The 24,884-nt window shown below is 72.3% G+C and carries 24 protein-coding genes; 15 read left to right on the top strand and 9 right to left on the bottom strand.

Annotation, left to right across the window (positions count from 1 at the left end; translation table 11 throughout):
• The gene (locus ACQP03_RS23680; RefSeq protein ID WP_396832295.1) at positions 1-642 is read right to left on the bottom strand and encodes a hypothetical protein; all 642 of its coding nucleotides are present in this window, start codon (positions 640-642) and stop codon (positions 1-3) included.
• A gap of 213 nt (positions 643-855) precedes the next feature.
• On the opposite strand from ACQP03_RS23680, the gene ACQP03_RS23675 reads away from it, so the two are divergent.
• The gene (locus ACQP03_RS23675; protein WP_357170955.1) at positions 856-1,566 is read left to right on the top strand and encodes an HAD family hydrolase; all 711 of its coding nucleotides are present in this window, start codon (positions 856-858) and stop codon (positions 1,564-1,566) included.
• Between the two features lie 364 nt (positions 1,567-1,930).
• Here the strand turns inward: ACQP03_RS23675 and ACQP03_RS23670 are convergent, their stop codons facing one another.
• The 5 genes from ACQP03_RS23670 to ACQP03_RS23650 form a co-directional block, all read right to left on the bottom strand.
• Positions 1,931-2,248, bottom strand: a complete 318-nt coding sequence (locus tag ACQP03_RS23670; protein ID WP_357128251.1) for a hypothetical protein — start codon at positions 2,246-2,248, stop codon at positions 1,931-1,933.
• Positions 2,249-2,295: 47 nt separating this feature from the next.
• Positions 2,296-2,727, bottom strand: coding sequence for a hypothetical protein (locus tag ACQP03_RS23665; RefSeq protein WP_355624547.1), 432 nt, complete (start codon positions 2,725-2,727; stop codon positions 2,296-2,298).
• A gap of 187 nt (positions 2,728-2,914) precedes the next feature.
• On the bottom strand, positions 2,915-3,616 hold the full coding sequence (locus ACQP03_RS23660) for a VOC family protein (protein ID WP_357170957.1): 702 nt from the start codon (positions 3,614-3,616) through the stop codon (positions 2,915-2,917).
• A 609-nt stretch (positions 3,617-4,225) separates the two neighbouring features.
• Positions 4,226-4,414: a DUF397 domain-containing protein gene (locus ACQP03_RS23655; RefSeq protein WP_357128257.1), complete on the bottom strand. Its 189-nt coding sequence runs from the start codon at positions 4,412-4,414 to the stop codon at positions 4,226-4,228.
• Positions 4,402-5,202 (bottom strand): helix-turn-helix domain-containing protein, encoded by an 801-nt coding sequence (locus tag ACQP03_RS23650; protein ID WP_357128260.1) that lies wholly within the window; start codon positions 5,200-5,202, stop codon positions 4,402-4,404. Before ACQP03_RS23650 ends, ACQP03_RS23655 begins: the two co-directional genes overlap by 13 nt.
• A gap of 306 nt (positions 5,203-5,508) precedes the next feature.
• Here ACQP03_RS23650 and ACQP03_RS23645 point away from each other — a divergent pair, with 306 nt between their 5' ends.
• From ACQP03_RS23645 to malQ, 6 genes are all read left to right on the top strand, one after another.
• Positions 5,509-5,730 (top strand): flavin reductase, encoded by a 222-nt coding sequence (locus ACQP03_RS23645; RefSeq protein ID WP_357128264.1) that lies wholly within the window; start codon positions 5,509-5,511, stop codon positions 5,728-5,730.
• Positions 5,731-6,030: 300 nt separating this feature from the next.
• Positions 6,031-7,323, top strand: coding sequence for an ABC transporter substrate-binding protein (locus ACQP03_RS23640; RefSeq protein ID WP_357170959.1), 1,293 nt, complete (start codon positions 6,031-6,033; stop codon positions 7,321-7,323).
• The gene (locus ACQP03_RS23635; RefSeq protein ID WP_363660449.1) at positions 7,320-8,303 is read left to right on the top strand and encodes a carbohydrate ABC transporter permease; all 984 of its coding nucleotides are present in this window, start codon (positions 7,320-7,322) and stop codon (positions 8,301-8,303) included. Before ACQP03_RS23640 ends, ACQP03_RS23635 begins: the two co-directional genes overlap by 4 nt.
• Position 8,304: 1 nt before the next feature.
• Complete coding sequence (locus tag ACQP03_RS23630) at positions 8,305-9,141, top strand: carbohydrate ABC transporter permease (RefSeq protein WP_357170963.1); 837 nt, start codon at positions 8,305-8,307, stop codon at positions 9,139-9,141.
• Between the two features lie 10 nt (positions 9,142-9,151).
• Positions 9,152-10,339 (top strand): ABC transporter ATP-binding protein, encoded by a 1,188-nt coding sequence (locus tag ACQP03_RS23625; RefSeq protein ID WP_357128272.1) that lies wholly within the window; start codon positions 9,152-9,154, stop codon positions 10,337-10,339.
• 170 nt (positions 10,340-10,509) lie between these two features.
• A complete protein-coding gene (gene malQ, locus ACQP03_RS23620; protein ID WP_363660450.1) occupies positions 10,510-12,639 on the top strand; it encodes a 4-alpha-glucanotransferase in 2,130 nt (709 codons plus the stop codon).
• 60 nt (positions 12,640-12,699) lie between these two features.
• Here malQ and ACQP03_RS23615 read toward each other — a convergent pair whose 3' ends face one another.
• On the bottom strand, positions 12,700-13,803 hold the full coding sequence (locus tag ACQP03_RS23615; protein ID WP_433458550.1) for a winged helix DNA-binding domain-containing protein: 1,104 nt from the start codon (positions 13,801-13,803) through the stop codon (positions 12,700-12,702).
• Positions 13,804-13,927: 124 nt separating this feature from the next.
• Here ACQP03_RS23615 and ACQP03_RS23610 point away from each other — a divergent pair, with 124 nt between their 5' ends.
• Positions 13,928-14,320, top strand: a complete 393-nt coding sequence (locus ACQP03_RS23610) for a DUF4190 domain-containing protein (RefSeq protein WP_355047644.1) — start codon at positions 13,928-13,930, stop codon at positions 14,318-14,320.
• Positions 14,321-14,373: 53 nt separating this feature from the next.
• On the opposite strand, the gene ACQP03_RS23605 is transcribed toward ACQP03_RS23610, so the two are convergent.
• Complete coding sequence (locus tag ACQP03_RS23605; protein WP_357170969.1) at positions 14,374-15,324, bottom strand: alpha/beta hydrolase family protein; 951 nt, start codon at positions 15,322-15,324, stop codon at positions 14,374-14,376.
• Positions 15,325-15,454: 130 nt separating this feature from the next.
• Here ACQP03_RS23605 and ACQP03_RS23600 point away from each other — a divergent pair, with 130 nt between their 5' ends.
• The 4 genes from ACQP03_RS23600 (at position 15,455) to wrbA (ending at position 18,116) form a co-directional block, all read left to right on the top strand.
• Complete coding sequence (locus tag ACQP03_RS23600; RefSeq protein WP_396832300.1) at positions 15,455-16,045, top strand: TetR/AcrR family transcriptional regulator; 591 nt, start codon at positions 15,455-15,457, stop codon at positions 16,043-16,045.
• A 26-nt stretch (positions 16,046-16,071) separates the two neighbouring features.
• Entirely contained in the window at positions 16,072-16,830 is a 759-nt protein-coding gene (locus ACQP03_RS23595) for a HipA family kinase (RefSeq protein WP_433458547.1), read from the top strand.
• A complete protein-coding gene (locus ACQP03_RS23590) occupies positions 16,827-17,195 on the top strand; it encodes a DUF3037 domain-containing protein (protein ID WP_357128287.1) in 369 nt (122 codons plus the stop codon). Before ACQP03_RS23595 ends, ACQP03_RS23590 begins: the two co-directional genes overlap by 4 nt.
• Before the next feature lie 303 nt (positions 17,196-17,498).
• A complete protein-coding gene (wrbA, locus tag ACQP03_RS23585) occupies positions 17,499-18,116 on the top strand; it encodes an NAD(P)H:quinone oxidoreductase (RefSeq protein WP_355047649.1) in 618 nt (205 codons plus the stop codon).
• A gap of 97 nt (positions 18,117-18,213) precedes the next feature.
• On the opposite strand, the gene ACQP03_RS23580 is transcribed toward wrbA, so the two are convergent.
• The gene (locus ACQP03_RS23580) at positions 18,214-20,127 is read right to left on the bottom strand and encodes an anthranilate synthase family protein (protein ID WP_357128290.1); all 1,914 of its coding nucleotides are present in this window, start codon (positions 20,125-20,127) and stop codon (positions 18,214-18,216) included.
• A 263-nt stretch (positions 20,128-20,390) separates the two neighbouring features.
• On the opposite strand from ACQP03_RS23580, the gene ACQP03_RS23575 reads away from it, so the two are divergent.
• The 3 genes from ACQP03_RS23575 to ACQP03_RS23565 all read left to right on the top strand — a co-directional run bounded on the left by ACQP03_RS23575 (position 20,391) and on the right by ACQP03_RS23565 (position 24,868).
• On the top strand, positions 20,391-21,803 hold the full coding sequence (locus ACQP03_RS23575; protein WP_357128293.1) for an FGGY family carbohydrate kinase: 1,413 nt from the start codon (positions 20,391-20,393) through the stop codon (positions 21,801-21,803).
• 99 nt (positions 21,804-21,902) lie between these two features.
• Complete coding sequence (locus ACQP03_RS23570; RefSeq protein ID WP_357170973.1) at positions 21,903-24,449, top strand: sensor histidine kinase; 2,547 nt, start codon at positions 21,903-21,905, stop codon at positions 24,447-24,449.
• Positions 24,446-24,868, top strand: coding sequence for a roadblock/LC7 domain-containing protein (locus ACQP03_RS23565; protein ID WP_053652618.1), 423 nt, complete (start codon positions 24,446-24,448; stop codon positions 24,866-24,868). The genes ACQP03_RS23570 and ACQP03_RS23565 overlap by 4 nt, the downstream gene beginning before the upstream one ends.
• The last annotated feature ends 16 nt before the right edge of the window (positions 24,869-24,884 follow it).

Below are 24,884 nucleotides of genomic sequence, written 5' to 3'. Positions count from 1 at the left end.
TCAGTTGAGGGGCTCGCGCTTGAACGGGCCCTTGTCGACGAACCGGAACGTGGTGGGTGGCGGGGCGTCGCCGCGCTCCTTGAGGACCAGACCGTTGCCGGGCGCGTGTTGCAGCGTCCGGGACTCGCTGCCGATCACGTACGTCCCGTCGCCCTGGGCAATGATGGTGAACCGCTGGATGGGGTCGTCAGCGTCGCAGGTGGAGGCCTGGATGGTCAGCTCCGGCTCGATGTCCAGGCCGTTCACCTGCCAACACGACGGGTCGTCGTTGGCGGGATGACCGTCGGCGGTGCCGTACGCCTTGATCACGTACCGGTCATCTCCGATCGGGACCGGAACGAACAGGACTCGACCGCCGGTGTCGCCGCCCTCCACCAGGCTGCCGCTGAGTTCCAGTTCGCTCCCGGACCCCCGCACCCGCACCATGCTGATCTCCCGCTTGCCGGACAGGAGCGGATCGGCCGGGGCCGCCGGGCTCGACGGTGCCGGGCTCGACGGTGCCGGGCTCGACGGTGCCGCAGCGGACGGGGTCGGCGTCCCCGCTGCGGCACCTGGCACCCGGTCGTCTCCGTCGCCGCACCCCAGCAGTGTCCCGACGCAGGCCAGCATCGCGGCGCCCGCCCACCATCTCACCGTGATCATGCCGTGCTCCTGAAGCTTCTGGCCCGAGCCGGTCGGCCGGGGACTGCCCGATGGGACGCCGCGTCGCACGATCACGTCGACATCCCTCACGACCGTCGGCGGTGCGCGAATTCCACCGGCGGACGCACCCTCGGGCGCGGGACGACGCCGTCGTGATCACGCGCCTATCCTGATCGCTCAGTTCGGCCGTGAGGAACATGAGGAGGGTACGGGATGGCCGCCAGCGAAACGTCTCGACGGCAGGCGCAGGTGCTGATCTTCGACGCGGACGACACACTGTGGGAGAACAACGTCGTCTTCGAGCGGGTGATCGACGACTTCCTGGCCTGGCTCGATCACCCCACCCTGGACCGCGTGGAGATCCGGACGATCCTCGACGACATCGAACGCGCCAACACGGTGGCCCACGGGTACGGCAGCAAGGTCTTCCTGCGCAGCCTGGGCGACTGTCTGGAGCGGCTGCGCGAGCGGCCGGCCACCGACGCCGAGCGCAAGGAGATCGACCGGCTCGCGTTGGCGCTGGTGGAGCACCGGGTGGAGCTGATGCCCGGCGTGGCCGACGCGCTCGACGAGTTGGCCGGTCGGCACGAGCTGCTGGTGCTGACCAAGGGGGAGCAGGCCGAGCAGCAGCGCAAGCTGGACGCCTGCGGCCTGCTGCACCACTTCGGGGCCGCGCACATCGTGGCCGAGAAGGACGTCGACACGTACCGGTGGCTGGTCCGCGAGCACGGGTTCGAGCCGGCCCAGGCGTGGATGATCGGCAACTCCCCGAAGTCGGACATCCTGCCGGCCCGGGCGGCCGGGCTGAACGCGGTGTTCATTCCGAACGAGAACACCTGGGTGTTGGAGAACGACGAGTTGGACCCGACCGACACCGGCGTGCTGCGGCTCGCGGCCTTCCGGGACTTGCTGGACCACTTCTGACCGTCGAATCCGAACAGCGTCGCCGATCATGGTCGCGTTACGCGGACGTGCCGCTTTTCGCCCTTGAGATCAGTCACGTCGCGGCGGGCCCGGCAGCGCTTGTCCGGCCCGGCGCGATCCGCCTAGCCTGAGCCGGCGTTCGCGGCCTTTCGGGGTGTGCCGGGGGCGCACCGGCGTCCGACAGGTGGGCACCGTGGAGCTGAGTGCAGGGCGGCCGGGCCTCCCCACCGAGCCGCGTGGCGTCGTGCCACGCCCACGCGCGTGGTGAATGCCGGAGCTGCCGCTCCCCCGTCGGACGGCCGGGGGTCAGGGCCGGGTAGTTGCGGACCCGGTCCTGACCCGGCCAGTCCTTGTGAGACAGAACCTAGGCGCGGTGCCGGCCGTCGCCGGTGTGGCGGGCGTCCGCCTCGTCCGAGCCGCCGCGGACGATCGAGATCGCCACGCGGCAGAACTCGTCCATGTCCGGGTTGAAGCCGGCCGCGATGTCGGGGTGCAACCCGGAGCGGGTCTCGTCCAACAGCCGCTGGCACACCTGCTCGACCGGCTCGCCCGCGTAGCTGGCGCGGATCCGGTCGGTGGCCGCCTGGAGAGCCGAGGTCAGCTGGTCCTCCAGCGGGCCACGCAGCTTCTGCTGCACAGGATCGAGCCCGCGCGGGTCGAGCGTGACATGTGGCTCCGACATCGGTGCTCCCTTCGTCGGCGTCCGCGATACCCCACCGCGGCCGTCGGTCAAACTCCGGTCGGTACGGCGGCGACCCGCACCTGGTAGGAGAAGTCTTCCGCCGGTTCCTCGTGGTACGACAACCGGCGGATCTGCCGGTCGTCGTCGTAGAGGGCGACGTCCACCAGGACGCCGAGATGCGCCAGGCCGATGGTGGCGACGCGCTTCTTGTCCTGGAGCACGGCGCAGACGCCGCCGAGCAGGGTGCTGGCGTCGGACGTACGGTGCCCGGGCGGGCACCGCAGAACCACGTCCACCTCGATCGGCCCGGGCAACGGCGTCCAGCCGGTGCGCTGGGCCGCGCCCAGGGCGGCCTGGAGCAGGGTGCGGACCCTCGTCGCCTGCCGGTGCCCGGCGGCGAAGATGGACAACGCTTCGGTCTTGACCGGTGGCAGGCCGCTCACCTCGAACGTCAGGGCGAGAGCGCGGGTGTCCTGCACGGCGGCACCTCCCTCGTTGGGGACGATCCTGCCGAACCGGTGCAGTGGCGGAGGGGCGTTCCCGCGATAACCAACCGATCGGGCAGGCTGGGTCGGCCGGAGGCGTGTCGACGGCGGCGGCGAACGCGCTGGCTGCGGCGCTGGGAAAGACGCTAGTGCACCGCGCCCGCGCTCGGTAGTCGGTCGTTCACCCGGTGGTCGACGGCGAAAAGGCGCAGAACTCGTTGCCCTCCGGGTCGGCCAGCACCCACCAGCGCGCCCGGTCGACCGGCTCACGCAGCAGCGTCGCACCCGCGTCGAGCAGCGCGGTCGGCTCCGGGGCCGTCATTTCGACGTCCCAGTGCATCCGGTTTTTCACGGTCTTGGGCTCGTCGACCCCGTCGAACACCCACGCCTGCCACGGGAAACCGGCGGCGTCGTGCAGCGACGTGGTGTTCGGCCCGGCCCCGGTCGTGCCGCCCAGCAGGCCGGCCCACCACGCCGCCTGCGCCGCCGGGTCGACGGCGGCCACCACCAACTCGACCGGGCCCGGCCGGGCCTCGCCGCCGGCCGGGAGCACGCAGAACTGGTTGCCCTCCGGGTCGGCCAGCACCCACCGCTCGACGTCGCCGTCCGGCTCGCGCACCGACCGCGCGCCGGCCGCGAGCAGCGCCGCCGTGTCCGCGTCGGCCAACCGCAGATCCAGGTGTACGCGGGTACGGCCGACCCGGGGCTCGGGCACCCGGTTCACCCAGATCGACTCGGCGGCCGACCGCGCCGAACGAGGGTCGATCCTGGTGTCGCCGTCACCCGCGTCGGCGACGTCGGCGTCGAGCACCCGCGCCCAGAAGCCGCCCAGGGCGAGCGCGTCGGCGGCGTCCAGACAGAGGTCCTTGAAACGAGCGATCATCGTCCCAGCATGCCCGCTCCGGGCACGCCCGTGGGGGACGCCGCGTGACGGATCCAGCGCCACTCGCCCCCCCGATCACCGCTCGGCCCCCCCGGGTCCCCGCACTGCGCCCGGTCGCCGCTCGGCCCCCCGGTCCCCGCACTGCGCCCGGTCGCCGCTCGGCCCCCCGGGTCCCCGCGCTGCGCCCGGTCGCCGCTCGGCCCTCCGGGTTCCTGCACTGCGCCCGGTTGCCGCTCGGCGCCCCGGTCGCCGCCCTGCGCCCGGTCGATCAAGGAGTTGTGGTGGGCGACAAAACTACCCACGCCACCCAAGACGGGCACCACAACTCCATGATCGACGGGGCCTGGCCGCGATCTTGCACTTTCTGTGCCGGCATAGGCGGCATTCCAGGCTTTTCGACGACCGAAACTGCAAGATCGACGCGGGCGGCCGTTCGGCCGCTCGGCCGCTCGGCCGCTCGGCCGTTCGGCCGCTCGGCCGCTCGGCCGCTCGGCCGCTCGGCCGTTCGGCCGTTCGGGGGGCGGGCGGGCGGGGCGGGGCGGGGTGCCGGGGCTGGGGCGGGGCGGGGTGCCGGGGGCGGGGGCGGGGAGGTCTGCGTGTGGGGTGCGGTCAGTGCTGCTTGGCGTAGGCGACGAAGGTTTTCCAGGCCGTCGGGGTTACGTGCAGGGTGCCGCCGTCGCGGTCCTTGGTGTCGCGCACCAGCACGACGTGCGGCAGGTTGTCGGCGACCTCGACGCAGGAGCCGCCGTTACCGCCGGACCGGGTCGACTTGCGCCACCGTGGGGTCAGGGTGTCCATGACTTCGCCACTTCCTTGATCAGCTCGATTGACGGCCGGCGGGGGAGCGCCTCGTTGCGGACGATCTCCCACGTCTTCGCCAGCTTAGCGACGTCGGTCGACGCGTCGACGAACTGCGCGATGAGCTGGTTGTCGGCGTGCGCCACCCGTTCGCCGTCGGGCATCTCGGCGATGATGAACTGTCCGGCCAAGCCCAGGTACATGCCAGCATCCACCGGCACGACATGCACCTGGATGTGCTCCTGGGTGGCCAGCTCCACCAGGTGCTCGCACTGCTCGACCATGAGGCCCGGTTGGTCGAGCACCGGCCGGCGGAGCACCGCCTCGTCCAGCACGGCGATGAGCTGCGGCGGACGCGGGCGGCGCAGGATCGCCTGCCGTTCCAGCCGGGACGCGACGATCCGGTCGACGTCCTCGGCGTCGAACCGCCCGCCGGCCAGCGTGGCGCGGGCGTACCGCTCGGTCTGCAACAGGCCGGGCACGTACGCCAACTCGAACCAGCGCAGCGTGGTCGCCTCCCGCTCGAACTCGATCCATTCGCGCAGCCAGGCCGGCTCGGCGTCGAGCCGGCCCAACCGTTCCAGCATCCGCTGGAAGCGCTCGCCCGTCCGGTGGTGGTTGTCGACGGCCCGCATGTACTCCTTCGTGGGCGGTCGCCCGCCCGTCTCCACGGAGCTGACGTGCGAGCCCGAGTAGCCGATTCCCCGGCCGAAGTCGTCCTGGCTGAGCCCTGTCTCCGCCCGCAGCAGGCGCAGTTCCTCCAGCACGTAGTCCGTCACTGTCCCCATTGACTCCCCCATCTCTGCCCAACCCGAAGCCGCGTGTCCCTCGTGGCTGCTCGACCGGACCGCTGAGCTGCGCGGATGCCGCGAGCACGGATCGACCGTAGTTGACTCCTCGCAGACTGTCACCAATGGCGGGTTCGCTGGTGGCCGCAATGGCGGTGGCGGGCTCTGCCCGGGGTCGCTCCCGTTTCCCCCTTGCGGGAGCGACCCCCTTCCCCTGCACGAGGAGGTCGATGTGCTCAGCCCGAGAGACCACGACGAAGCGCGGTGGTGGTGATGGTGGTCCGTCCGCCCGTTCCGCATGTCGCCATGCGTCCGCTCTGGCGGTGCCGCAACTGCGGCCGGGAGTGGCCCTGCCAGCCGGCCAAGCTCGCCCTGCTCACGGAGTACCGGACCAACCGCACCGGACTGCTGATCTACCTCGGCACCCTGATGAACGAGGCGACCCAGCAGCTCACCCAACTCCACCCCGACCACCCGCCCGCCCGGATGACCGAGCGCTTCCTCTCCTGGGCGCGGGCCCGGGGCTGAGGGCTGCCCCACCCCGCCCGCTCCCGATGATCAAGAGATTTGCGTCAGGAAAGACGCCTTTCCTGACGCAAACCTCTTGATCAACAGGGCTGAGAGGGGGTGGGGTGGGGGTTGGGGGTTTGGTTGGGGTGGGAGCCTGTCGTGTTGCCGGCAGGTTTCGCGGCGTGGGGAGTGGGGCAGTGTAGCCGCACGGAGTACCCGAGCGGGGCGTTTTCGCAGCTCCTGGGCTCGGAGACAGCTCACCGTGCGCCGGGGCACGGATGCCCTCCCCGGTCCGTTGTGCACGAGAGGGGGAAGGCGATGACGGACCCCGAAACGGCCCGACACCGACACCGACGCCGGCCGGTTGCCCGGGTCGGGGCGGCTGCCGCCGCGCTGGCGCTGGTCGCGCCGCTCGCCGCGTGTGGCGCAGCCGATGACGGTGGACCACCGACGCTCAACCTGTACTACCCGCCCGAGCAGAACCTGCAGAAGGTCGTCGACGACTGCAACACGCAGGCCCAGGGACGGTACAAGATCGCCTACCGGGTGCTGCCCCGACAGGCCGACGACCAGCGGGTACAGATGGTGCGCCGGCTTGCCGCCGAGGACACCGGCATGGACATCCTCGGCCTGGACGTCACCTGGACCCAGGAGTTCGCCAGCGCCGACTGGATCCGCGAGTGGACCGGCCAGGACAAGGCCGAGGTCGAGCAGGGCACCCTCGCCGGGCCGCTGGCGACCGCCCGGTACGAGGACAAGCTCTACGCCGCACCGAAGAACACCAACGTGCAGTTGCTCTGGTACCGCAAGGACCTGGTGCCGCAGCCACCGACCACCTGGGACCAGATGATCACCGCTGCCCGGCAGCTCAAGGAACAGGGCAAGCCGTACCAGGTGCTCACCATGGGCGCGCAGTACGAGGGTCTGGTCGTCCTCTACAACACCCTGGCCGAGAGCGCGGGCGGCAAGGTCCTCTCCGACGACGGCAAGAAGGCCGTGATGGACGACGGCACGGTCCGGGCGCTGGAGCAGTTGCAGAAGTTCGCCACGTCGGGCGTCACCTCGCCGTCGTTCAGCAACGCCACCGAGGACCCGGTCCGGCTGGAGTTCCAGTCCGGGTCGGGCGCGTTCCAGGTGAACTGGCCGTTCGTCTACCCGGCCCTTCAGGAGGCCAACCCGGAGCTGGCCAAGCAGGTCGGCTGGGCCCGCGTGCCGGGCGTCGACGAGGGCACCCCCAGCAAGGTCACCATCGGCGGGGTGAACCTGGCCGTCAGCTCGTACTCGAAGCACCCGGAGCTGTCGTTCGAGGCCGCGCGGTGCCTGCGCAGCGCGGAGCACCAGAAGTTCTCCGCGATCAACGACGGCGTGCCACCGACCATCGAGGCCGTCTTCGACGAGCCGGAGATGGCCGAGGCGTACCCAATGAAGGACACCATCCTGGAAGAGCTGAAGGACCCGGCGACCCGCCCCCTGACCCCGGCCTACCAGAGCATCTCCACCGTCATGTCGGCGATCCTGTCGCCGCCGTCCGGGATCCGCCCGCAGCAGACCGCCGACGAGCTGCGCGACGCCATCGCCGACGCCCTGGAATCGAAGGGGGTGCTGCCATGACCCGGCCCGCCACCACTGAGTCGACCGAGGCGACCGAGGTGACCGACGGCCAGCGCGCCGCCGTACCCACCCAGCGCGGCGGTCGCCGCAAGCCGCCGCTGAGCGAGAACAAGAAGGCCGAGCGCCGGCTCGGTTGGCTGCTCTGCGCGCCCGCCGCGCTGGTCATGGTCCTGGTGACCGCGTACCCGATCATCTACTCGGTCTGGCTGTCGTTGCAGCGCTACGACCTGCGCTTTCCCGACCAGCGCGAGTTCGTCGGGTTGGAGAACTACGTCACCGTGCTCAGCAACGAGTTCTGGTGGACGGCGTTCGGGGTGACCGCGCTGATCACGGTGGTCACCGTGGCCGTCGAGCTGGTGCTCGGCATGGGGCTGGCGCTGATCATGCACCGTACGCTCGTCGGGCGGGGCATCGTCCGTACCGCGGCGCTCATCCCGTACGGCATCGTCACGGTCGTCGCCGCCTTCTCCTGGCGGTACGCCTGGACACCCGGCACCGGCTACCTGGCCGACCTGTTCAGCGACGGCGCTCCGCTCACCGAGCGGGCCAGCTCGCTGGCGATCATCATGCTGGCCGAGATCTGGAAGACCACGCCGTTCATGGCGCTGCTGCTGATGGCCGGGCTGGCCCTGGTGCCGGACGACCTGCTCAAGGCCGCCTCCACCGACGGCGCGACAGCCTGGCAGAAGTTCACCAAGGTGATGCTGCCGGTGATGAAGCCGGCGATCCTGGTCGCGCTGCTGTTCCGCACGCTCGACGCGTTCCGCGTGTTCGACAACATCTTCGTGTTGACCGCCGGAGGCAACGAGACCTCGTCGGTGTCGATGCTCGCCTACAACAACCTCCTGCGGGGTCTCAACCTCGGCATCGGCTCGACGATGTCGGTGCTCGTCTTCCTCACCGTGGCGATCATCGCGTTCGTCTTCGTGAAGCTGTTCGGTACCGCTGCCCCCGGTAGCGACGATGGGGAGAGGCGCTGACATGGCCGCGGAAACCACCACCCGCGCGAAGCTGCGCTGGGGCCTGCTGGACATCCTCGTGGTCGTCTTCGCGCTGGTCCCGGTGCTGTGGATCGCCTCGCTGTCGTTCAAGACGCCGGCCACCCTCACCGACGGGAAGTTCATCCCCCGCGAGTGGACGCTGGACAACTACCGGACGATCTTCGACACCGACCAGTTCGTCCGAGCGCTTGTCAACTCCATCGGCATCGCACTGATCGCCACGCTGATCGCGGTGGTCCTCGGTGCGATGGCCGCGTACGCCATCAGCCGGCTGGATTTCCCGGGCAAGAAGCTGCTGGTCGGCATCTCCCTGCTGATCGCGATGTTCCCGCAGGTGTCACTGGTGTCGCCGCTGTTCGAGATCGAACGGCAGCTCGGGATCTTCGACACCTGGCCCGGACTGATCCTGCCGTACATCACCTTCGCGCTGCCGCTGGCGATCTACACGCTGTCGGCGTTCTTCAAGCAGATCCCGTGGGACCTGGAGAAGGCGGCGAAGATGGACGGCGCCACGCAGGCCCAGGCGTTCCGGCGGGTGATCGCCCCGCTGGCCGCGCCCGGCCTGTTCACCACGGCGATCCTGGTCTTCATCTTCTGCTGGAACGACTTCCTGTTCGCCATCTCGCTGACCTCCACCGAGCGGTCCCGCACGGTGCCGGCGGCGCTGTCGTTCTTCACTGGCGCGTCCCAGTTCGAGGACCCCACCGGGGCGATCTGCGCCGCCGCCGTGGTGATCACCGTACCGATCATCTTGTTCGTCCTCTTCTTCCAGCGCCGCATCGTCTCCGGCCTGACCTCCGGCGCAGTCAAGGGATAGGTGGGTAGTCATGGCTGACATCGTGCTCGACAAGGTGAGCAAGAGTTTCCCGGACGGGACCGTCGCCGTGCAGGACGTCGACCTGGAGATCGCCGACGGCGAGTTCGTGATCCTGGTCGGCCCCTCCGGCTGCGGAAAGTCCACCACCCTCAACATGATCGCCGGGCTGGAGGACATCAGCTCCGGCGAGCTGCGCATCGGCGGCCAGCGGGTCAACGACAAGGCGCCGAGGGACCGGGACATCGCCATGGTGTTCCAGTCGTACGCGCTGTATCCGAACATGACCGTGCGGGAGAACATGGCGTTCCCGCTGCGGCTGGCGAAGCTGGACAAGGAGACGATCAACTCCAAGGTCGACGAGGCCGCCAAGGTGCTGGAGCTGACCGCGCTGCTGGACCGTAAACCCGCGAACCTTTCGGGTGGTCAGCGGCAGCGGGTGGCGATGGGCCGGGCGATCGTCCGCCAGCCCAAGGCGTTCCTCATGGACGAGCCGCTGTCCAACCTCGACGCGAAGCTGCGGGTGCAGATGCGCACGGTGGTGTCCCGGTTGCAGAAGCAGCTCGGCACCACCACCGTCTACGTCACCCACGACCAGACCGAGGCGATGACCCTCGGCGACCGGGTGGTGATCATGCGGGGTGGCGCGGTGCAGCAGGTCGGCCCTCCGCAGGAGCTGTACGACCACCCGCGCAACCTCTTCGTGGCGGGCTTCATCGGTTCGCCGTCGATGAACTTCCTGCACGCGGCGGTGCAGGACGGCAGCCTGCGGACCGCCCTGGGCGACGTGCCGCTCGACGACCGGTTGCGCCGGGAGCTGGAGGCGGCCGACGCGCCCCGCGAACTGATCCTCGGCATCCGGCCCGAGCACTTCGAGGACGCCGAGCTGGTCGACGACGAGACCCGCCGCCGGGGTCTGGAGTTCGAAGCCCCGGTGGAGATCGTCGAGTCGATGGGCTCGGACAAGTACGTGTACTTCACCGTGGAGGGTGAGCGGGCCAGCGCCGCCGAGTTGGAGGAGTTGGCCGCGGACGCGGGTGCGGGCGACTTCGCCGGCGGCGGCGGCAACCTGGTGACCCGACTGTCCGCCGAGTCCGGCGCCGCCGAAGGGCAATCCCGCCGAGCCTGGTTCAACCTGGAAAAGATCCACCTCTTCGACCCATCCACCGGCCGCAACCTGACCCTCGACAAGTCCCACTAACCCGGCCCGCACCCCCGCCCCCGCCCCCGCCCGCGCCGATCTTGCACCTTGTGTCGTCGACTGGAGGGGAGGGTCCTTTATGTCGCCGCAGAAAGTGCAAGATCGCGGGAAGGGGAGCGGGGGCGTGTGGTGCTGCGGCACGGGGGTGGGCGTGGCAGGGTGGGTTGGTGATGGATCGGGGACTTGTGGCGTTGGCCGCCGCGCACGGCGTGTCCACCTGGTACGAGGACTGGCGGCACCGCCGCGTCGAGGTCGCGTCGGAGACGGTCGTCGGCGTGCTCGGGCTGCTCGGCGTGGACGCCACCAGCCCCGCCGCGATCGCCGACGCGCTCGCCGCCGCCCGCGCGGTGGACCGGACCGCGCTGCCGCCGACCCTGGTGCTTGCCGAGGGCGCGACACACGTGCTGCCCGGCCCGGGTGTGGTGTCCCTGGAGGACGGTGGTCGCCGGACGGTTGACGCGCAGCTGCCCGCTGACCTGCCGCTGGGCTGGCACCGGCTGGCCTGTGACGGGCGGGACGTGACCCTCGTCGTGGTGCCCCGGCGGCTGCCCGTGCCGCCCCGCACCTGGGGTTGGATGCTCCAGCTCTACGCGCTCAGCTCCGAGCGGTCCTGGGGCATGGGCGACCTCGGCGACCTGGCCGACTTCACCGGATGGGCGGGCGGAACGGGCGCCGGACTGGTGCTGCTCAACCCGCTGCACGCGGTCGGACCGGCGCACCCGGTGGCCGCGTCGCCGTACTCGCCGGCCAGCCGACGCTTCGTGAATCCGCTCTACCTGCGCGTCAGCGACACCACCGCGTACACGGCGGCGGACCCGGCCACCCGGGCGGTGGTCGACGCGTTACGCCCCGACCGCCGGGACCTGATCGACTACGACGAGGTGTGGGCCGCCAAGCGGCACGCGTTGGAGCTGCTGCACCCGTACGCCCCGGCGGTGGACCTCGACGCGGACCCGGCGCTGACCAGCTTCGCCACCTGGTGCGCGCTGGCGGAGCGGCACGGCAACGACTGGCGGGCGTGGCCGGCGGAGCTGCACCACCCGGACGCCCCGGCGGTCGCCGAGCAGCGTCGCCAACTCGCCGACCGGGTGGCGTTCCACGCCTGGCTGCAACACCTCTGTGACGAGCAGCTCGACGCCGTGACGGCGGCGGCCCGGTCGACGGGCATGCCGGTCGGCGTGGTGCACGACCTGGCCGTCGGCATCGACCCGGGCGGCGCGGACGGCTGGCAGCTCGCCGACGTCCTGGCCCAGGGGGTACGGGTCGGCGCGCCCCCGGACGACTTCAACCAGCTCGGCCAGGACTGGGGCCTCGCCGCGTGGCGACCGGACCGGCTCGCCGAGACCGGGTACGCGGCGTACCGGGACATGCTGCGGCGGACCCTGCGGCACGCGGGCGGCCTGCGGGTCGACCACGTCGCCGGGCTCTGGCGACTGTGGTGGGTGCCGCCGGGCGCCGGGGCCGCCGAGGGCACCTACGTGCGGTACGACGCCGAGGCGATGCTCGGCATCCTGGCGCTGGAGGCGCACCGGGCCGGCGCGGTGGTCGTCGGCGAGGACCTGGGCACGGTCCAGCCGGCGGTGACCCGCGGGCTGCGTGGGCGCAACATGCTCGGCTCGACGGTGCTGTGGTTCGCCCGGGACGACGACGGCGAGTTCACCCCACCGACCCGCTGGCCCACGAACGCCCTCGCCACGATCAGCACCCACGACCTGCCGACCGCCCCGGGATTCCTGACCGGCGAGCACGTGCGGGTGCGTGACGAGTTGAAGCTGCTCGGCACCGACGTGGCCGTCGAACGCGCCCGGGCCGCCACCGACCGCGAGCGGCTGCTGGCGATGCTGCGCAACGAGGCGCTGCTGCCCGGCTCGCGCGCCGCCGAAGCAGGGGCCGCCGCCGGGGCCGAGGCCGCCGCCGAAGCAGAGGCCGCCGCCGGGCCCGAGGTCGGTTCCGGGGCGGGGGCCGACGGTGACCCGGCCGACGGTGACGTGGTGGTGGCGATGCACGCCGCGCTCGCGGCCAGCCCGTCACGACTGCTCGGCGTGTCCCTCTACGATGTGCTGGGGGAGGTGCGCCAACCCAACATGCCGGGCACCGTCGACGAGTATCCGAACTGGCGGCTGCCGCTGCCGGCCAGCGTGGCGCAGATCCGGACGGACCCCGGCGTGGCCCGGATCGTCCACCTGCTCACCGCCGCCCGTCCCCGGACGACCCCGCCCGACCGGGCCGGGGAGAAGGCCGGTCGGCGGACCACCCCGGACCCGGTCGGAGATAGGCCACCCGACCCGGCCGGCCCGTAGGCCACCCGGTCAGGCCGGCCAGTAGGCCGCCCCACCCGGGTCGGCCAGTAGCCCGCCCGTTCAGGTCAACCAGTCGAACCGTGGTGGCAGTCCGAGGAAGTCCGCGTACCGGGTCAGCGCCCGCTCGACCTCGACCCGTTCGGCGGCGGTCATCGGCACCAGCGGCCGTACCGTCAGGGTGACGGCCTGCCGGCCGACCTTGCGCTTCCACACGCCGACCACGCGACCGGCGCGGACCACGGTGGCCTGGAAGATGCCGTTGTTACCCGGCACCACGGCCGCCCGGTGCGCGGGGTCGAGCATCAGCGTGCGGTCCCGGTAGCCGAGGAGGTACTCGTCGAAGCCCGGCAACGCGAGCACCTCGGGCGCCGGGGCGCGCGGGATGTCGGCCAGTGCCGCGTCCACGTACATCGGCTCGCCGTCGACGCGTACCGTGCTCAGCAGGTCGGCGGCGGCGGTCAGGCCGCGCCGCGCGTCGGTCAGGGTGAGGCCGCTCCACCCGGCGAACTCGCGGTCGGTGACCGGCCCGTGGCCCCGGACGTAGCGGTGGGCGAGCAGCGCCAACGCCTCGTCCCGCTCCGGGCGGCGTTGCTCCGGCGCCCACTCGTCGAGCAGGACGAACGTCTGCTCGGTGCCGATGGTGGGCGCCACACAGGTCACCCCGCGCACGCTCGCGTACCAGAGCAGGTGGTAGCCGCGCTGGCCGTCGGTGCCGATGCCGGCCGCGCGCAGGGTGGCGAGACACTGCGCCCGGCTGAGCCGGCCGCCGCCGGCCAGCGCGACGCCGAGTACGTCGAGCGCCCGCGCCTCGTCGGCCTCGGTCAGCCCGAGCTGTACGCGCCGGGTCGCCGAGCCCGCCAGCGCGCGTACGCCGGTCAGCTCCAGCATCCAGCAGGTGTCGGCGGGCGGGATGAGGTGCACGGTGCCCCGCATCGGCCAGGTGCGCAGCGCCTCGCGGCGTTCCAGCGCGGCCTGCACGTCGGTCACCGTCCACCCCGGCAGCCGGGCGCCGAGCGACCACAGCCCGCTCGCCAGGTCCTGAGCCTGCATCGCCCCGAACCACTCGACCACCTCGGCGACGGTGCCCGGCCCGCCGGGCGGGCGCAGCAGCAGGCTGGTCATCCGCAGTGCCAGCGCTTCGGCCGCGCTGAGGTCGGCAGTCATCGCACCCCTTCCGGTCGCCACGCCGCAGCCTAGGCCCGAGGACCGACACGCACGGTTAACCGCCGTGCCGGTGGGAATGCGGCCGGCCGGAAGTACGCGCGCCGCGCGTACGGAAGGGAGTCTCATGACTGCCGCAAGCCAACCGGCCCGCGGTGCCGGCGTACCGGCCGATTCTCGGGCCCATCGGGCGTCCACCGGCGCCAAGACCAGCGCGGCCGCCACCTTCGCTCTGGTCTTCGGTGTGGCCGGCCTGTTCAGCGTGTTGACGGCCATCCTCGCCTGGGTCGGACTGGTGCTCGGCATTATCGGCATCGTCCTCGGCATCGTCGGGCTGAAGATGGCCCGCCGGCCGGGCGTGACCGGCCGGGGCGTGTCCATCGGCGGCCTGGTGCTGAGCATCCTGGCGGTCCTGATCGGCCTGGGCCTCGCCGCGGGCATCACCACGTTCGTCAACAACAAGGGCGCGGTGGACCGCCTCCAGAACCAGGTCGACGACCTACGGGACAAGCTCGACTGACACCGGGCCCGGGTGGCTGGGGGCCAGGGCGTGCCGCTGGCCCCCACCCCGGCCTATTTGGACTCGACCCGTCCGACCGCGTCGACCCCCGAGGTGAGCGCCGCGCGGGTGGACTGCCACGCGGGATCTCCCGGGTAGAGCGTGCTGCGCAGGTACGCCGCGGTGAGCGCCGCGACCGCCGCCACCCGTCGCGGGTTCTCGTCGGTGGTCTCGGCGGCGTCGTAGCCGGAGATCCCGCCGAGACCGTGCTCCGCCTCGAAGAGGGTCAGGAGCGACTTGGGGGCGGGGGACAGGACGTACGGGTCGGCGTGCCACTGCGCGCCCCGCACCGTCAGGTGCTCGGAGGTGTCCCGGTCGCCGGCTACGACGAGCGCGGGCGTCGTCATCGCGGAGAAGTCCGTGGTCTGGAAGAACCCGTAGCTCCGGGCGAACTCGCTGAGCGCGTCCCCGCCCCGGCCGGGGGCGGCGAGGAGCACCCCCGCGCTGATCCGGGGCTCGGTCAGGTCGACGGGCGTCCCGTCGTGCGGGTCGGTGAGCCGCGCGCCCAACAGCAGGCTGGCGGTGTGCCCGCCCATGGAGTGCCCGGCCACGGCGACCCTCTCCCGGTCCAGACGGCCGTGCAGTTGCGTGACGGCGGCCTCGATGGCGTCGAGCGCATCGAGGATGCGCGTCATGTCGTGGGCCCGTGAACGCCAGTAGAGCGGTGCCTCGGCGTCGCCGGGGTCGAGGCTCAGGGTCTTCGAGTCCAGATGGGTCGGCTGGATCACGACGAAGCCGAGTGCCGCCCAGTGGTTGGCGAGGGGCCCGTAGCCGTTGAGCGAGGAGAGGTTGTTCGAGTGCCCGTGGCCGTGCGAGAGCAGGATGATCGGCAGCCGGGTGCCGGTCATCGGCGCGGAGACGCGTACCTGCAGGTCCACGGCGCGGCCGGGGGCCGGCAGCGTGATCGGGCCGACGGACACGATCGGGGTGCTGATGGTGTCGGCGACGAGGGTCGATGTGGTCATGGTTGCCTTCCCATGGTGCGGAGGTGGCACGGCAGGGGTGTCCCCGCCTCCGCTACAGTTGAAGCGGATCGCCGTTCCACTAATATACGGAACGCTGATCCGTTTTCCAAACGGCGTGTGGAGGAGAACCGTGTCGGCGACGAGCCAGTCCCCGGAGATGCCGGCCCGAGGCCGCCGCGCCGACGCGGTGCGCAACCAGCAGACGCTCCTGACGGCAGCCGCCGCGGTCTTCGTCACCTCCGGCGTCGAAGCGCCGATCCGGGAGATCGCGGCCCGCGCGGGGGTCGGCATCGGGACGATCTACCGGCACTTCCCGACCCGGGCGGACCTCGTCGTCGCCGTCTACCGCCACCAGGTCGAGGCCTGCGCCGAAGCGGGCCCGACCCTGCTGGCGAACGCCGCCTCCCCGCTGGCGGCCCTCCGCCAGTGGGTCGACCTCTTCACCGACTTCCTGGTCACGAAGCACGGCCTGGCGAGCGCGCTGCAGTCGGACGCCGGCGGCTTCGACACGCTGCACGCCTGGTTCCTCGACCGCCTCGTGCCGGTCTGCGGGCAACTGCTCGACGCCTCCGTCGACGCGGGCGAGATCACCCCCGGCACGCGCCCGTACGAATTGATGCGCGGCATCGGCAACCTCTGCGTCAGTCGCGACAACGACCCGGACTACGACCCCCGCCGCCTCGTCGACCTGCTGCTGCGCGGCCTCCAGCGACCCCGCTGACCGGAGATCACAGTAGGGTGGGCGGCGTGCTCCGCCAGGTCACCGCGATCCGCTACGTCACCCCACTGCGGGAGGGTGGCTCACTGCCGGGCGTCGTGGAGGCCGACGACCTCGGCACGTACGTCGCGAAGTTCACCGGCGCCGGGCAGGGGCCCGAGGCGCTCGTCGCCGAGGTGATCTGCGGCGAGCTGGCCCGCCGGCTGGACCTGCGGGTGCCGCCGCTGGTGGTCCTCGACATCGACCCGGTGATCGGCCGGGCCGAGCCCGACCAGGAGGTACAGGAGCTGCTGCGCAACAGCGGCGGCGCCAACTTGGGGATGGACTTCCTGCCGGGCGCGCTCGGCTTCGACCCGGTGGCGCACCCCGTCGATCCGCTGCTGGCCTCCCGGGTGCTGTGGTTCGACGCGTACGTGGAGAACGTCGACCGGAGCTGGCGCAACCCCAACCTGCTCATCTGGCACCGGGAGCTGTGGCTCATCGACCACGGCGCCGCGCTGTACTTCCACCACAACTGGCCCCGCGCCGACGCCGCCGTGCACCGCGCCTACCGGGCCGAGGACCACGTGCTCGCGCCGTACGCCGCCCGGGTCGCCGAGGCCAACGACGAGCTGGCCGCCCGGGTCACCCCCGACCTCCTCCGGGAGGTGTTGGCGCTGGTGCCGGCCCAGTGGCTGACCGCGGCCGACTTCGACTCGGCCGACGAGGCGCGCGAGGCGTACGTGTCGCACCTGTCGCGGCGGGTCGCCGACCCGGCGGACTGGCTGCCGGCGGGGAGCGCGGCGTGAGGCATCCCTTCGAGTACGCCGTCATCCGGCTGGTGCCCCGCGTCGAGCGCGGCGAACAGATCAACGTGGGTGTGCTGCTCTACTGCCAGCAGCGGGACTTCCTGGCCGCGCGGACGCACCTGGACGCCGACCGGGCGCGCGCCCTGGCGCCCGACGTCGATCTGCCGGCCGTCGCCGCAGTGCTGGAGTCGCTGGACAGGACCTGCTCCGGCGACGGGCCGGCCACCCGTATGCGGCTCGGTGAGCGCTTCCACTGGCTGGTCGCGCCGCGCAGCACGATGATCCAGGCCGGTCCGGTACACACCGGCCTCACCGCCGACCCGGCGGCCGAGCTGGACCGGCTGATGACGATGCTGGTCCGCTGACCGGCCGGTGGGCTGAGCGGGCGGGGCCTTCGATGACGGCGGACCCCTGATCGCGCTGCGCCAGCGCCGTTGCCGGCGGAGCGCGATCCCCCGTTCAGGCGCCGGTGCCAGGGGGGCGGCAGGATCGCACGCCGGCACCGGTTGGCATCAGGATCGCCGTCCGCGCGGGCGGCCGGATCGGAACGTCCGGGAACTTGCGGAAAACTTGAACCCGGACGACCGGAACACCGCGATCCGTCGTTTGTCTCCGCACCGCCGGGGTAGTCGCGGGAGCTGACCCGAGACGAGAAGGGGACAACTCTGATGGCTGCCCAGACGAAGGTGGCGGTGATCTACTACAGCGCCACCGGCATCACCTACCAGATGGCGCAGGCCGCGTGTGAGGCCGCCGGGGAAGCCGGCGCGGAGGTGCGCCTGCGCAAGGTACGGGAGCTCGCGCCGGACGAGGCGATCCGCTCGAACTCCGGTTGGCAGGCGCACCATCTGGAGACCCAGGACGTTCCCGAGGCGATGATCGACGACCTGGCCTGGGCCGACGTGACGATCTTCGGCTCGCCCACCCGGTACGGCATGATCGCCGCGCAGTTGAAGCAGTTCATCGACACCACCGGCCCGCTGTGGGCGCAGGGCGCGCTGGCCAACAAGGTGTACGCGGCCTTCACCTCCACGGCGACGTCGCACGGTGGTCAGGAGACGACGTTGACGTCGCTCTTCAACGTCTTCTACCACTGGGGTGGTGTGGTGGTCCCTCCCGGCTACACCGACTCCAGCCAGTTCATCGCCGGCAACCCGTACGGCGCCTCGCACACCAGCAACAACGGGGAGATCGCCCCGGACGCGGTGGCGCTGGGCGCTTGCGCCCTCACCGCCCGCCGTGCGGTGCTGATCGGCACGGCGCTCAAGCAGGGCCTGGGCGGCTGAGGCGACCGGTGGCGCGGACGGGGGCTCTCGACCCGCCCGCGCCACCGGTCGCACCAGCCCTACCCCGGGACGACGGTGACCATGCCGTGGCCGGGAGCTAACCCTGGCCGACCGGGCGCGACGCCGGCAGCAGGTCGGTCAACACCTCGGTCAGCACGGTCAGTCCGTCCGGGCTGAGCACCGACTCCGGGTGGAACTGCACCCCGGCGAAGCCCTGCCCACGCAGGGCGTGCACGGACCCGTCGCGGACGTCCCGGGCCAGCTCCACGGTCCCGTACGCGGTGTCCAGCCGGTCCACCTGGGCGCGGGCGGTGAACGAGGAGTAGAAGCCGACCCGGCGGGACCGGCCGAACAGCGTCACCTCCCGTTGCAGCCCCTGGTAGGGAGCGTCCCTGCGGTGCAGGGGCAGCCCCAGCAGCCCGGCCAGCACCTGGTGCCCCAGGCAGACCGCGAGGGTGGGTCGACCGGACGCCAGCAACTCGCCGAGCAGGTCCCGCAACGCCGCCATCTTCGGATCGTCCGGGCTGCCCGGGTCACCCGGGCCGGGCCCGGCCACCACCAGGTCGTACCCGTCGACCGGGCCGCCGGCGTGCCACGGGCGCAACGTGACCGCGAGACCCAACGCGCCCAGTTGGTGCGCCAACATGCCGGTGAAGGTGTCCTCCGCGTCCACGATCAGGGCCCGCAGCCCGGCCAGGCCGGGCAGCCCGGACGCGTCGGGCGAGCGCTGGTCCAACCAGAACCGGGCCAGCGGCGTGTTACGCGCGGCCAGCGCGTCGCGTACCTCCGGGTCGTCGGCCAGCCGCACGACCGGCCCGCGCTCGCCGGTGGACGCCGCCGGGCCGAGACCCAGCGCGGCCAGCACCCCGGCCGCCTTGGCGTGGGTCTCGGCCACCTCACCGGCCGCCGTCGAGTGCCGGACCAGGGTGGCGCCGACCGGCACCCGCAGCCGACCGGACGGGGAGATCTCGGCGGTACGGATCAGGATCGGCGCGTCCAGCGTCTGCCGGCCGGCGTCGTCGTGGCCGAGCAGCGCCAGCACGCCCGCGTAGTAGCCCCGACCCCGGCGCTCGTGCCGGGCGATCACCCGGCAGGCGTTCTCCATCGGACTGCCGGTCACGGTGGGCGCGAACATCGTCTCCCGCAGCACCTCCCGCACGTCGCGGGTGCCCCGGCCGGCGAGCAGGTACTCGGTATGGGCCAGGTGCGACATCTCCTTGAGATAAGGGCCGATGACCTGGCCGCCGTGCTCGGCGACGGTCGCCATCATCTTCAGCTCCTCGTCGAGCACCATGTACAGCTCCTCGATCTCCTTCGGATCGGCGAGGAACCGCAGCAGCGCCGCCCGGTCCGGGATGCCGCCGGTGGGCCGGAAGGTGCCGCTGATCGGGTTCATCATGACGAGCCCGTCGTCGACGCTGACGTGCCGTTCCGGGCTGGCCCCGACCATGGTGCGGGCGCCGGTGTGCACCACGAACGTCCAGTAGGCGCCGCGTTCGGCGACCAACAGCCGGCGCAGCGCGGCCAGCGCGGCCACCAGCGGCGCACCCAGCACGGTGGCGTGCAGGGTGCGGTGGATGACGAAGTTGGCGCCCTCGCCGCGACCGATCTCGTCGGTGAGCACCTGCTGCACGATCCGCGCGTACTCCTCGTCGCTGACGTCGAAGGCGGCGTCCCGGGTGCGGACCGGCTCGTCGGGCAGCGCGGCAAGCGCCTCGGCCAGCGGAATCCGATCGTGTTCGCGGACCTGGAGACACTCCAGCGGGGCGTCGTCGTCGACGCAGGCGAAGCCGCGCTCGGCGATCTGCCGGTACGGCACCAGGGCCAACGTCCGCGCCCCGGGCTCGCCCGGGGTCAGCGGGATGTCCGCCAGCCGGTCGACGGTGCCGACCGGGCCGGTGAACAGTTCCAGGTCGTCGGCGCCCTCGCGGCGCAGCAGCGCGAAGGGGCCGGGATCGTCGCCCCGGGAGATGGCGGCGAGCAGGTCGGTCAGGGGGTTCTGGCTGGTCATCGTGGTCTCCGTGGGCGCTGGGCGCCGCCATCGGGGGCGGCCATCCGGGCCGGAGATCCGGCGGCCGCCTCGGTGGCGGCCGCGTGGATGAAGCTACGCGCGGGGGGTGGCCGCCGGGTCGGCGGGCCACCAGGAGGTTGGGTGCGCGAGCATGCGCATCACCTTACGCGGTCGAGGCCTCACTCGGGACCCCTTCCGGCGTACGGGTGTGCCGGGCCGGACCCTCGTCCCGGCGCGGCCGGCACCGGGTAACTTGACCGGCGATGAACATTCTCGCGCTCGACCTGGGCACCTCCTCCGTACGCGGGCTGGTGCTGGACGGGGAAACCCGGCCGCTGCCCGGCGCCCTGGCCCGGCGCAAGGTCAAAATCGCCATCGGGGACGACGGCACGGGCACCCTCTCCGGCCCCGACTACCTCGCCAGTCTCGTCGACTGTCTGGACGAGTTGGCCGAGGCGGGGCACCTGCACGACGTGGGCATGGTGGCGACGTCCGCGCAGTGGCACTCGGTGCTTCCGCTCGACCGTGACGGCACCCCGCTGGGCCCGGTCGTCACCTGGTTGGACACCCGGCCCGCGCCGGTCGGCGACACGTCCGGCCCGGCCGACCCGGACGGCTTCCACCAACGCACCGGCTGCTGGTGGCACCGCTCCTACTGGCCGGTGCGCCTGCCCTGGCTGCGGGACCAGTCGGGCACGCCGATCACCCGGTTCGTCGGCCTTCCGGAGTACGTGCTGGGCGAGTTGCTCCAGACGGCGCCCATGTCGATCTCGCAGGCCTCCGGCACGGGCCTGCTCGACCTCGTCACCCTGCGCTGGGACGAGGAGGCGCTGACGCTGGCCGGCGTACGGCCCCGCGACCTGCCGCCGCTGGGCGAGTTGGACTGGCACGGCCGGCTCCGCCCCGACCGGGCCCGCCGCTGGCCGCAGTTGGCCGAGGCCCGGTGGGCGCCGCCGGTGGGCGACGGTGGCGCGTCCAACGTCGGCTCGGGCTGCGCCGACCCGAGCCGGGCCGCCGTCACGGTGGGCACCTCCGCGGCGGTACGCCTGATGCAGCGCATCCCGGCCGGCGAGCCGCTGCCGCGGCTGCCCGAGCGGCTCTGGCGCTACCGGGTCGACCACGACCACGTGGTGACCGGGGCGGCGTACTCCAGCGGTGGCAACCTGTTCGCCTGGGCGGACCGGGAGCTGCGGCTGCCCCACGGGGACGAACTGGACGCGGCGCTGGCGCTGGTGCCGGTCGGTGGTGGCCGGCCGGCCGATCCCCGGTTCGGCGGCGACCGGGCGCCCGGGTTGGCCCCGGCGGGCACCGGCGAGCTGCGCGGTCTGAGTTTCAGCACCACGGCGGTGGACATCCTGGCCGGGCTCATGCAGGGGCTGTGTGAGCTGGTCGCCGAGGACCTCGCGGTGCTGGAGTCCACAGTCGACAAGCCGGTCGGGGTGGTGCTGGGCGGCGGCGCGGTGGCCGCGTCGGTGTGGTGGCGGCAGGCGTTCGCCGCCGCGCTCGCGCCGCGACCGGTGTCGCACCAACGCAACCCGGAGATCGGTGCCACCGGAGCCGCTTTGGTGGCCCTGGGTCACTTTGATGCGGCGGCGGCGCTCGCCGACATCGGCCGGACGGACGAACTGGTCTCACCGACCACGACAGGACGTTCCCACCCGCAGTATCCTTCCTGAACTTTCGCCCTGCCCGGGCCGTTGACAGCGCCACCGAGCCTGGTTGGATGGACTCCGCTCCCCGGGTCGCGGTGGACGCGGCAGGACGGAGGAGGCAGGGTGGCGGCAGGTCCCGACCCGTCGATCGGTGCGGTGTCGAACCACCGTCGGCGTCGCTTCGACGTCCGGGTCGTCCCGCATCGACGCCGCTCGCCGTTCCGGCTGCGGGACTGGCGGATGAGCACCAAGCTGGCCACCGTGCTGCTGGTGCCGTCGATGGCGTTCCTGGTGCTGGCGGGCGTGCAGACCAGCGCGCTGGTCGGTCGGACGGCCACGTTGAACGACTTCTCCCGGCAGGTCGGCATCGGTCGGCAGATCACCGCCGTGGTCGACCAGCTCCAGCAGGAGCGGGACCGTTCGGCGGGTGAGCTGGGCGAGTTGCGCCGCGGTGGCGACCGCGAGGCGGCGGCCACCGCCCTGCGGCCGTTGCAGTCGGCCACCGACCGCGCCGTCGAGGACCTCCGGCGGGCGGCCGAGCCGTTGGCCGACGCCGACGCCTCCTGGCGGGTCGCCTACTCCGAGGTGCTCGAGGCGTACGACCAGGTCGTCGACATCCGACCGGCCATCCCGCCGGCGGTGCTCAGCAACGACACCATCCTGAGCAACTACCACCGGGCGGTCGACGCGCTGCTGGACCTGCTCGCCGAGCCGACACCGGGCCAGGACCGACCGGGGCTGAGCGACGCGGTGCTGCGCTACGTCCAGATCGCCAGGGTCAAGGAGCTGTCCTCCCGGGTCCGGGCGCAGCTCTACGGCGCCGGCCGGGCCGGCCGGTACGGCACCGAGGACCGGGTGATCCTCTCCGACCTGCGTGCCCAACAGCTCACCGCGCTCGGCGCGTTCCGGGTGTCCGCCACCAGCGACCAGATCCGCCGGTACGACGAGACCTCGGTGAACCCGGGGTTCCAGGTCGCCACCCGCCTGGAGGAGCGCAGTCTTCCGGTCGGCGACGCGGCGCCGGAGGTGCTGCCCTCGGAGCAGTGGTGGTCGGCGAGCCAGCAACGCCAGGAGCTGCTGCGGCAGGTCGAGGCGAGTGTGCTCGACGACGCGGTGCGCCAGGCCGACGACGCGAGCAGCGGCCAGCTCCGGACCACCCTGCTGGTGGTCGGCGGCGTCGTGGCGGTGCTGCTGGTCGCCCTGCTGATCTCTCTGCTGGTCGGTCGCTCCGTCGCCCGGTCGATGCGCCTGCTGCGCAGCCAGGCGCTGCGGATCGCGCAGGTGGAGCTGCCCGACGCGCTGGACCGGCTGCGCACCGTCACCGGTGGTGTGCCGACCATCGACGTGTCCCCGGCGGTCGTCCGTTCGCTCGACGAGATCGGCGAGCTGGCCGAGGCGTTCGTCGCGGTGCACCGCAGCGCCGTGACGGTCGCCGTCGAGCAGGCGCTGATGCGCCGCAACGTCAACGCGATGTTCGTCAACCTCGCGCGCCGCAGCCAGGTGCTGGTGGAGCGGCAACTGGAGCTGCTCGACGACCTGGAGCGTGAGGAGAGCGACCCGGACCAGTTGGAGAACCTCTTCAAGCTCGACCACCTGGCCGCCCGCATGCGCCGTAACGACGAGAGCCTGCTGGTGCTGGCCGGCACGGACTCCACCCGCCGGTGGAACCGTCCGGTGGGCCTGGGCACCGTGCTGCTGGCGGCCGCCGCCGAGATCGAGCAGTACCAGCGGGTACGGCTTGAGTCGATGGGTGCCGTCAACGTGGTCGGGCACGCGGTCGGCGAGCTGGTGCACCTGCTGGCCGAGCTGCTGGAGAACGCCACGGCCTTCTCCCGTCCGGACACCTTCGTCGTGGTGACCGCGCGGGTCGAGGCGTCGACCGCGCTCATCGAGATCGTCGACGACGGTCTGGGCATGAGCCCGTCCGCGCTCGCCGAGGCGAACGCGGTGCTGGCCAGCCCGCCGGCCGCGGACGTCGCGGCGGTCGAGCGGATGGGCCTGTTCGTGGTCAGTCACCTGGCCAGCCGGCTCGGTGTGCGTGTGCAGCTCGACGGGCGCCACAGTGGCCTCGTCGCGCGGCTCGTGCTGCCGGCGACCCTGCTGGCGCCCGGCGGCGCGGTCGAGTTGGATCCGCCGGCGTCCGCCCGGATGCTGGCGTCGAACGCGGCCCGGGGCGCCGCGGCGCAGCGTGGGGCGGGTGTGCCCCCGTCCGGCTCCGTCCACGGGACAGCGACCGCGCCGCTGGACCTTCCGGTGGCCGGTCGTCCGCCGGCCGCGGCCGTGCCCCGCCAGACCCGACCCGTGCCGGTACGCGCCGAGGACGTGTTGGCTCCGGCTGCCGCTTCCGCCGGCGACGGCGGTGGCTGGTGGTCCCGGCAGGGGCCGACCGCGTCGGCGGCCCCGGTCCAGCCCGTGCCGCCCGCGACTCCGGTGACGGCCGGCACGAACGAGCGGGGCCTTCCGGTACGCGTACCCATGGCGCAGCTCTCCGCGGTCACCCGCCCCGCCCAGCCGGAGTCGTCGCCGCGGCGCGCCGACCTCGACCCGGACGCGGTCGGCGGCATGCTTTCCCGGCTCTACAGCGGGGTACGGCGTGCCGAGGCCGAGGACACCACCGAGATACCGGTGCCACCCTCGTGGGGGCACGACGAAGGAGGACGACGACAGTGACGACGTTGAGCCAGGAGGCACGTGACCTGAGCTGGCTGGTGAGCGCGTTCGCGGAGCGGGTGCCGGGCGTGGCGCACGCGGTGGTGGTCTCCTCCGACGGGCTGCTGGTGGCGATCTCCGACCACCTGCCCCGCGACCACGCGGACAAGCTCGCCGCGGTGACGTCCGGGCTGATGAGCATCACGGCGGGCGCGGCGCAGATGTTCGACGGCGACATCGTCAAGCAGACGGTGGTCGAGATGGGCCGGGGCTATTTCCTGGTGATGCAGGTGCGCGACGGGTCCATCCTGGCCACGCTCGCGGCCGGGGACGCCGACATCGGCGTGGTGGGCTACGAGATGGCCCGGTTGGCGAAGCAGGCGGGGGAGATGCTCACCCCGGCGCTGCGAGCGGAGTTGCAGCAGGCGCTGCCCCGCTGAGTCTTCCGGCCGTGAC

Source organism: Micromonospora sp. CA-248212, assembly GCF_050948405.1.
Lineage (GTDB): Bacteria > Actinomycetota > Actinomycetes > Mycobacteriales > Micromonosporaceae > Micromonospora.
The sequence above is the reverse complement of the archived record's forward strand: the minus strand, read 5'-3'. Positions and strand labels throughout refer to the sequence as shown.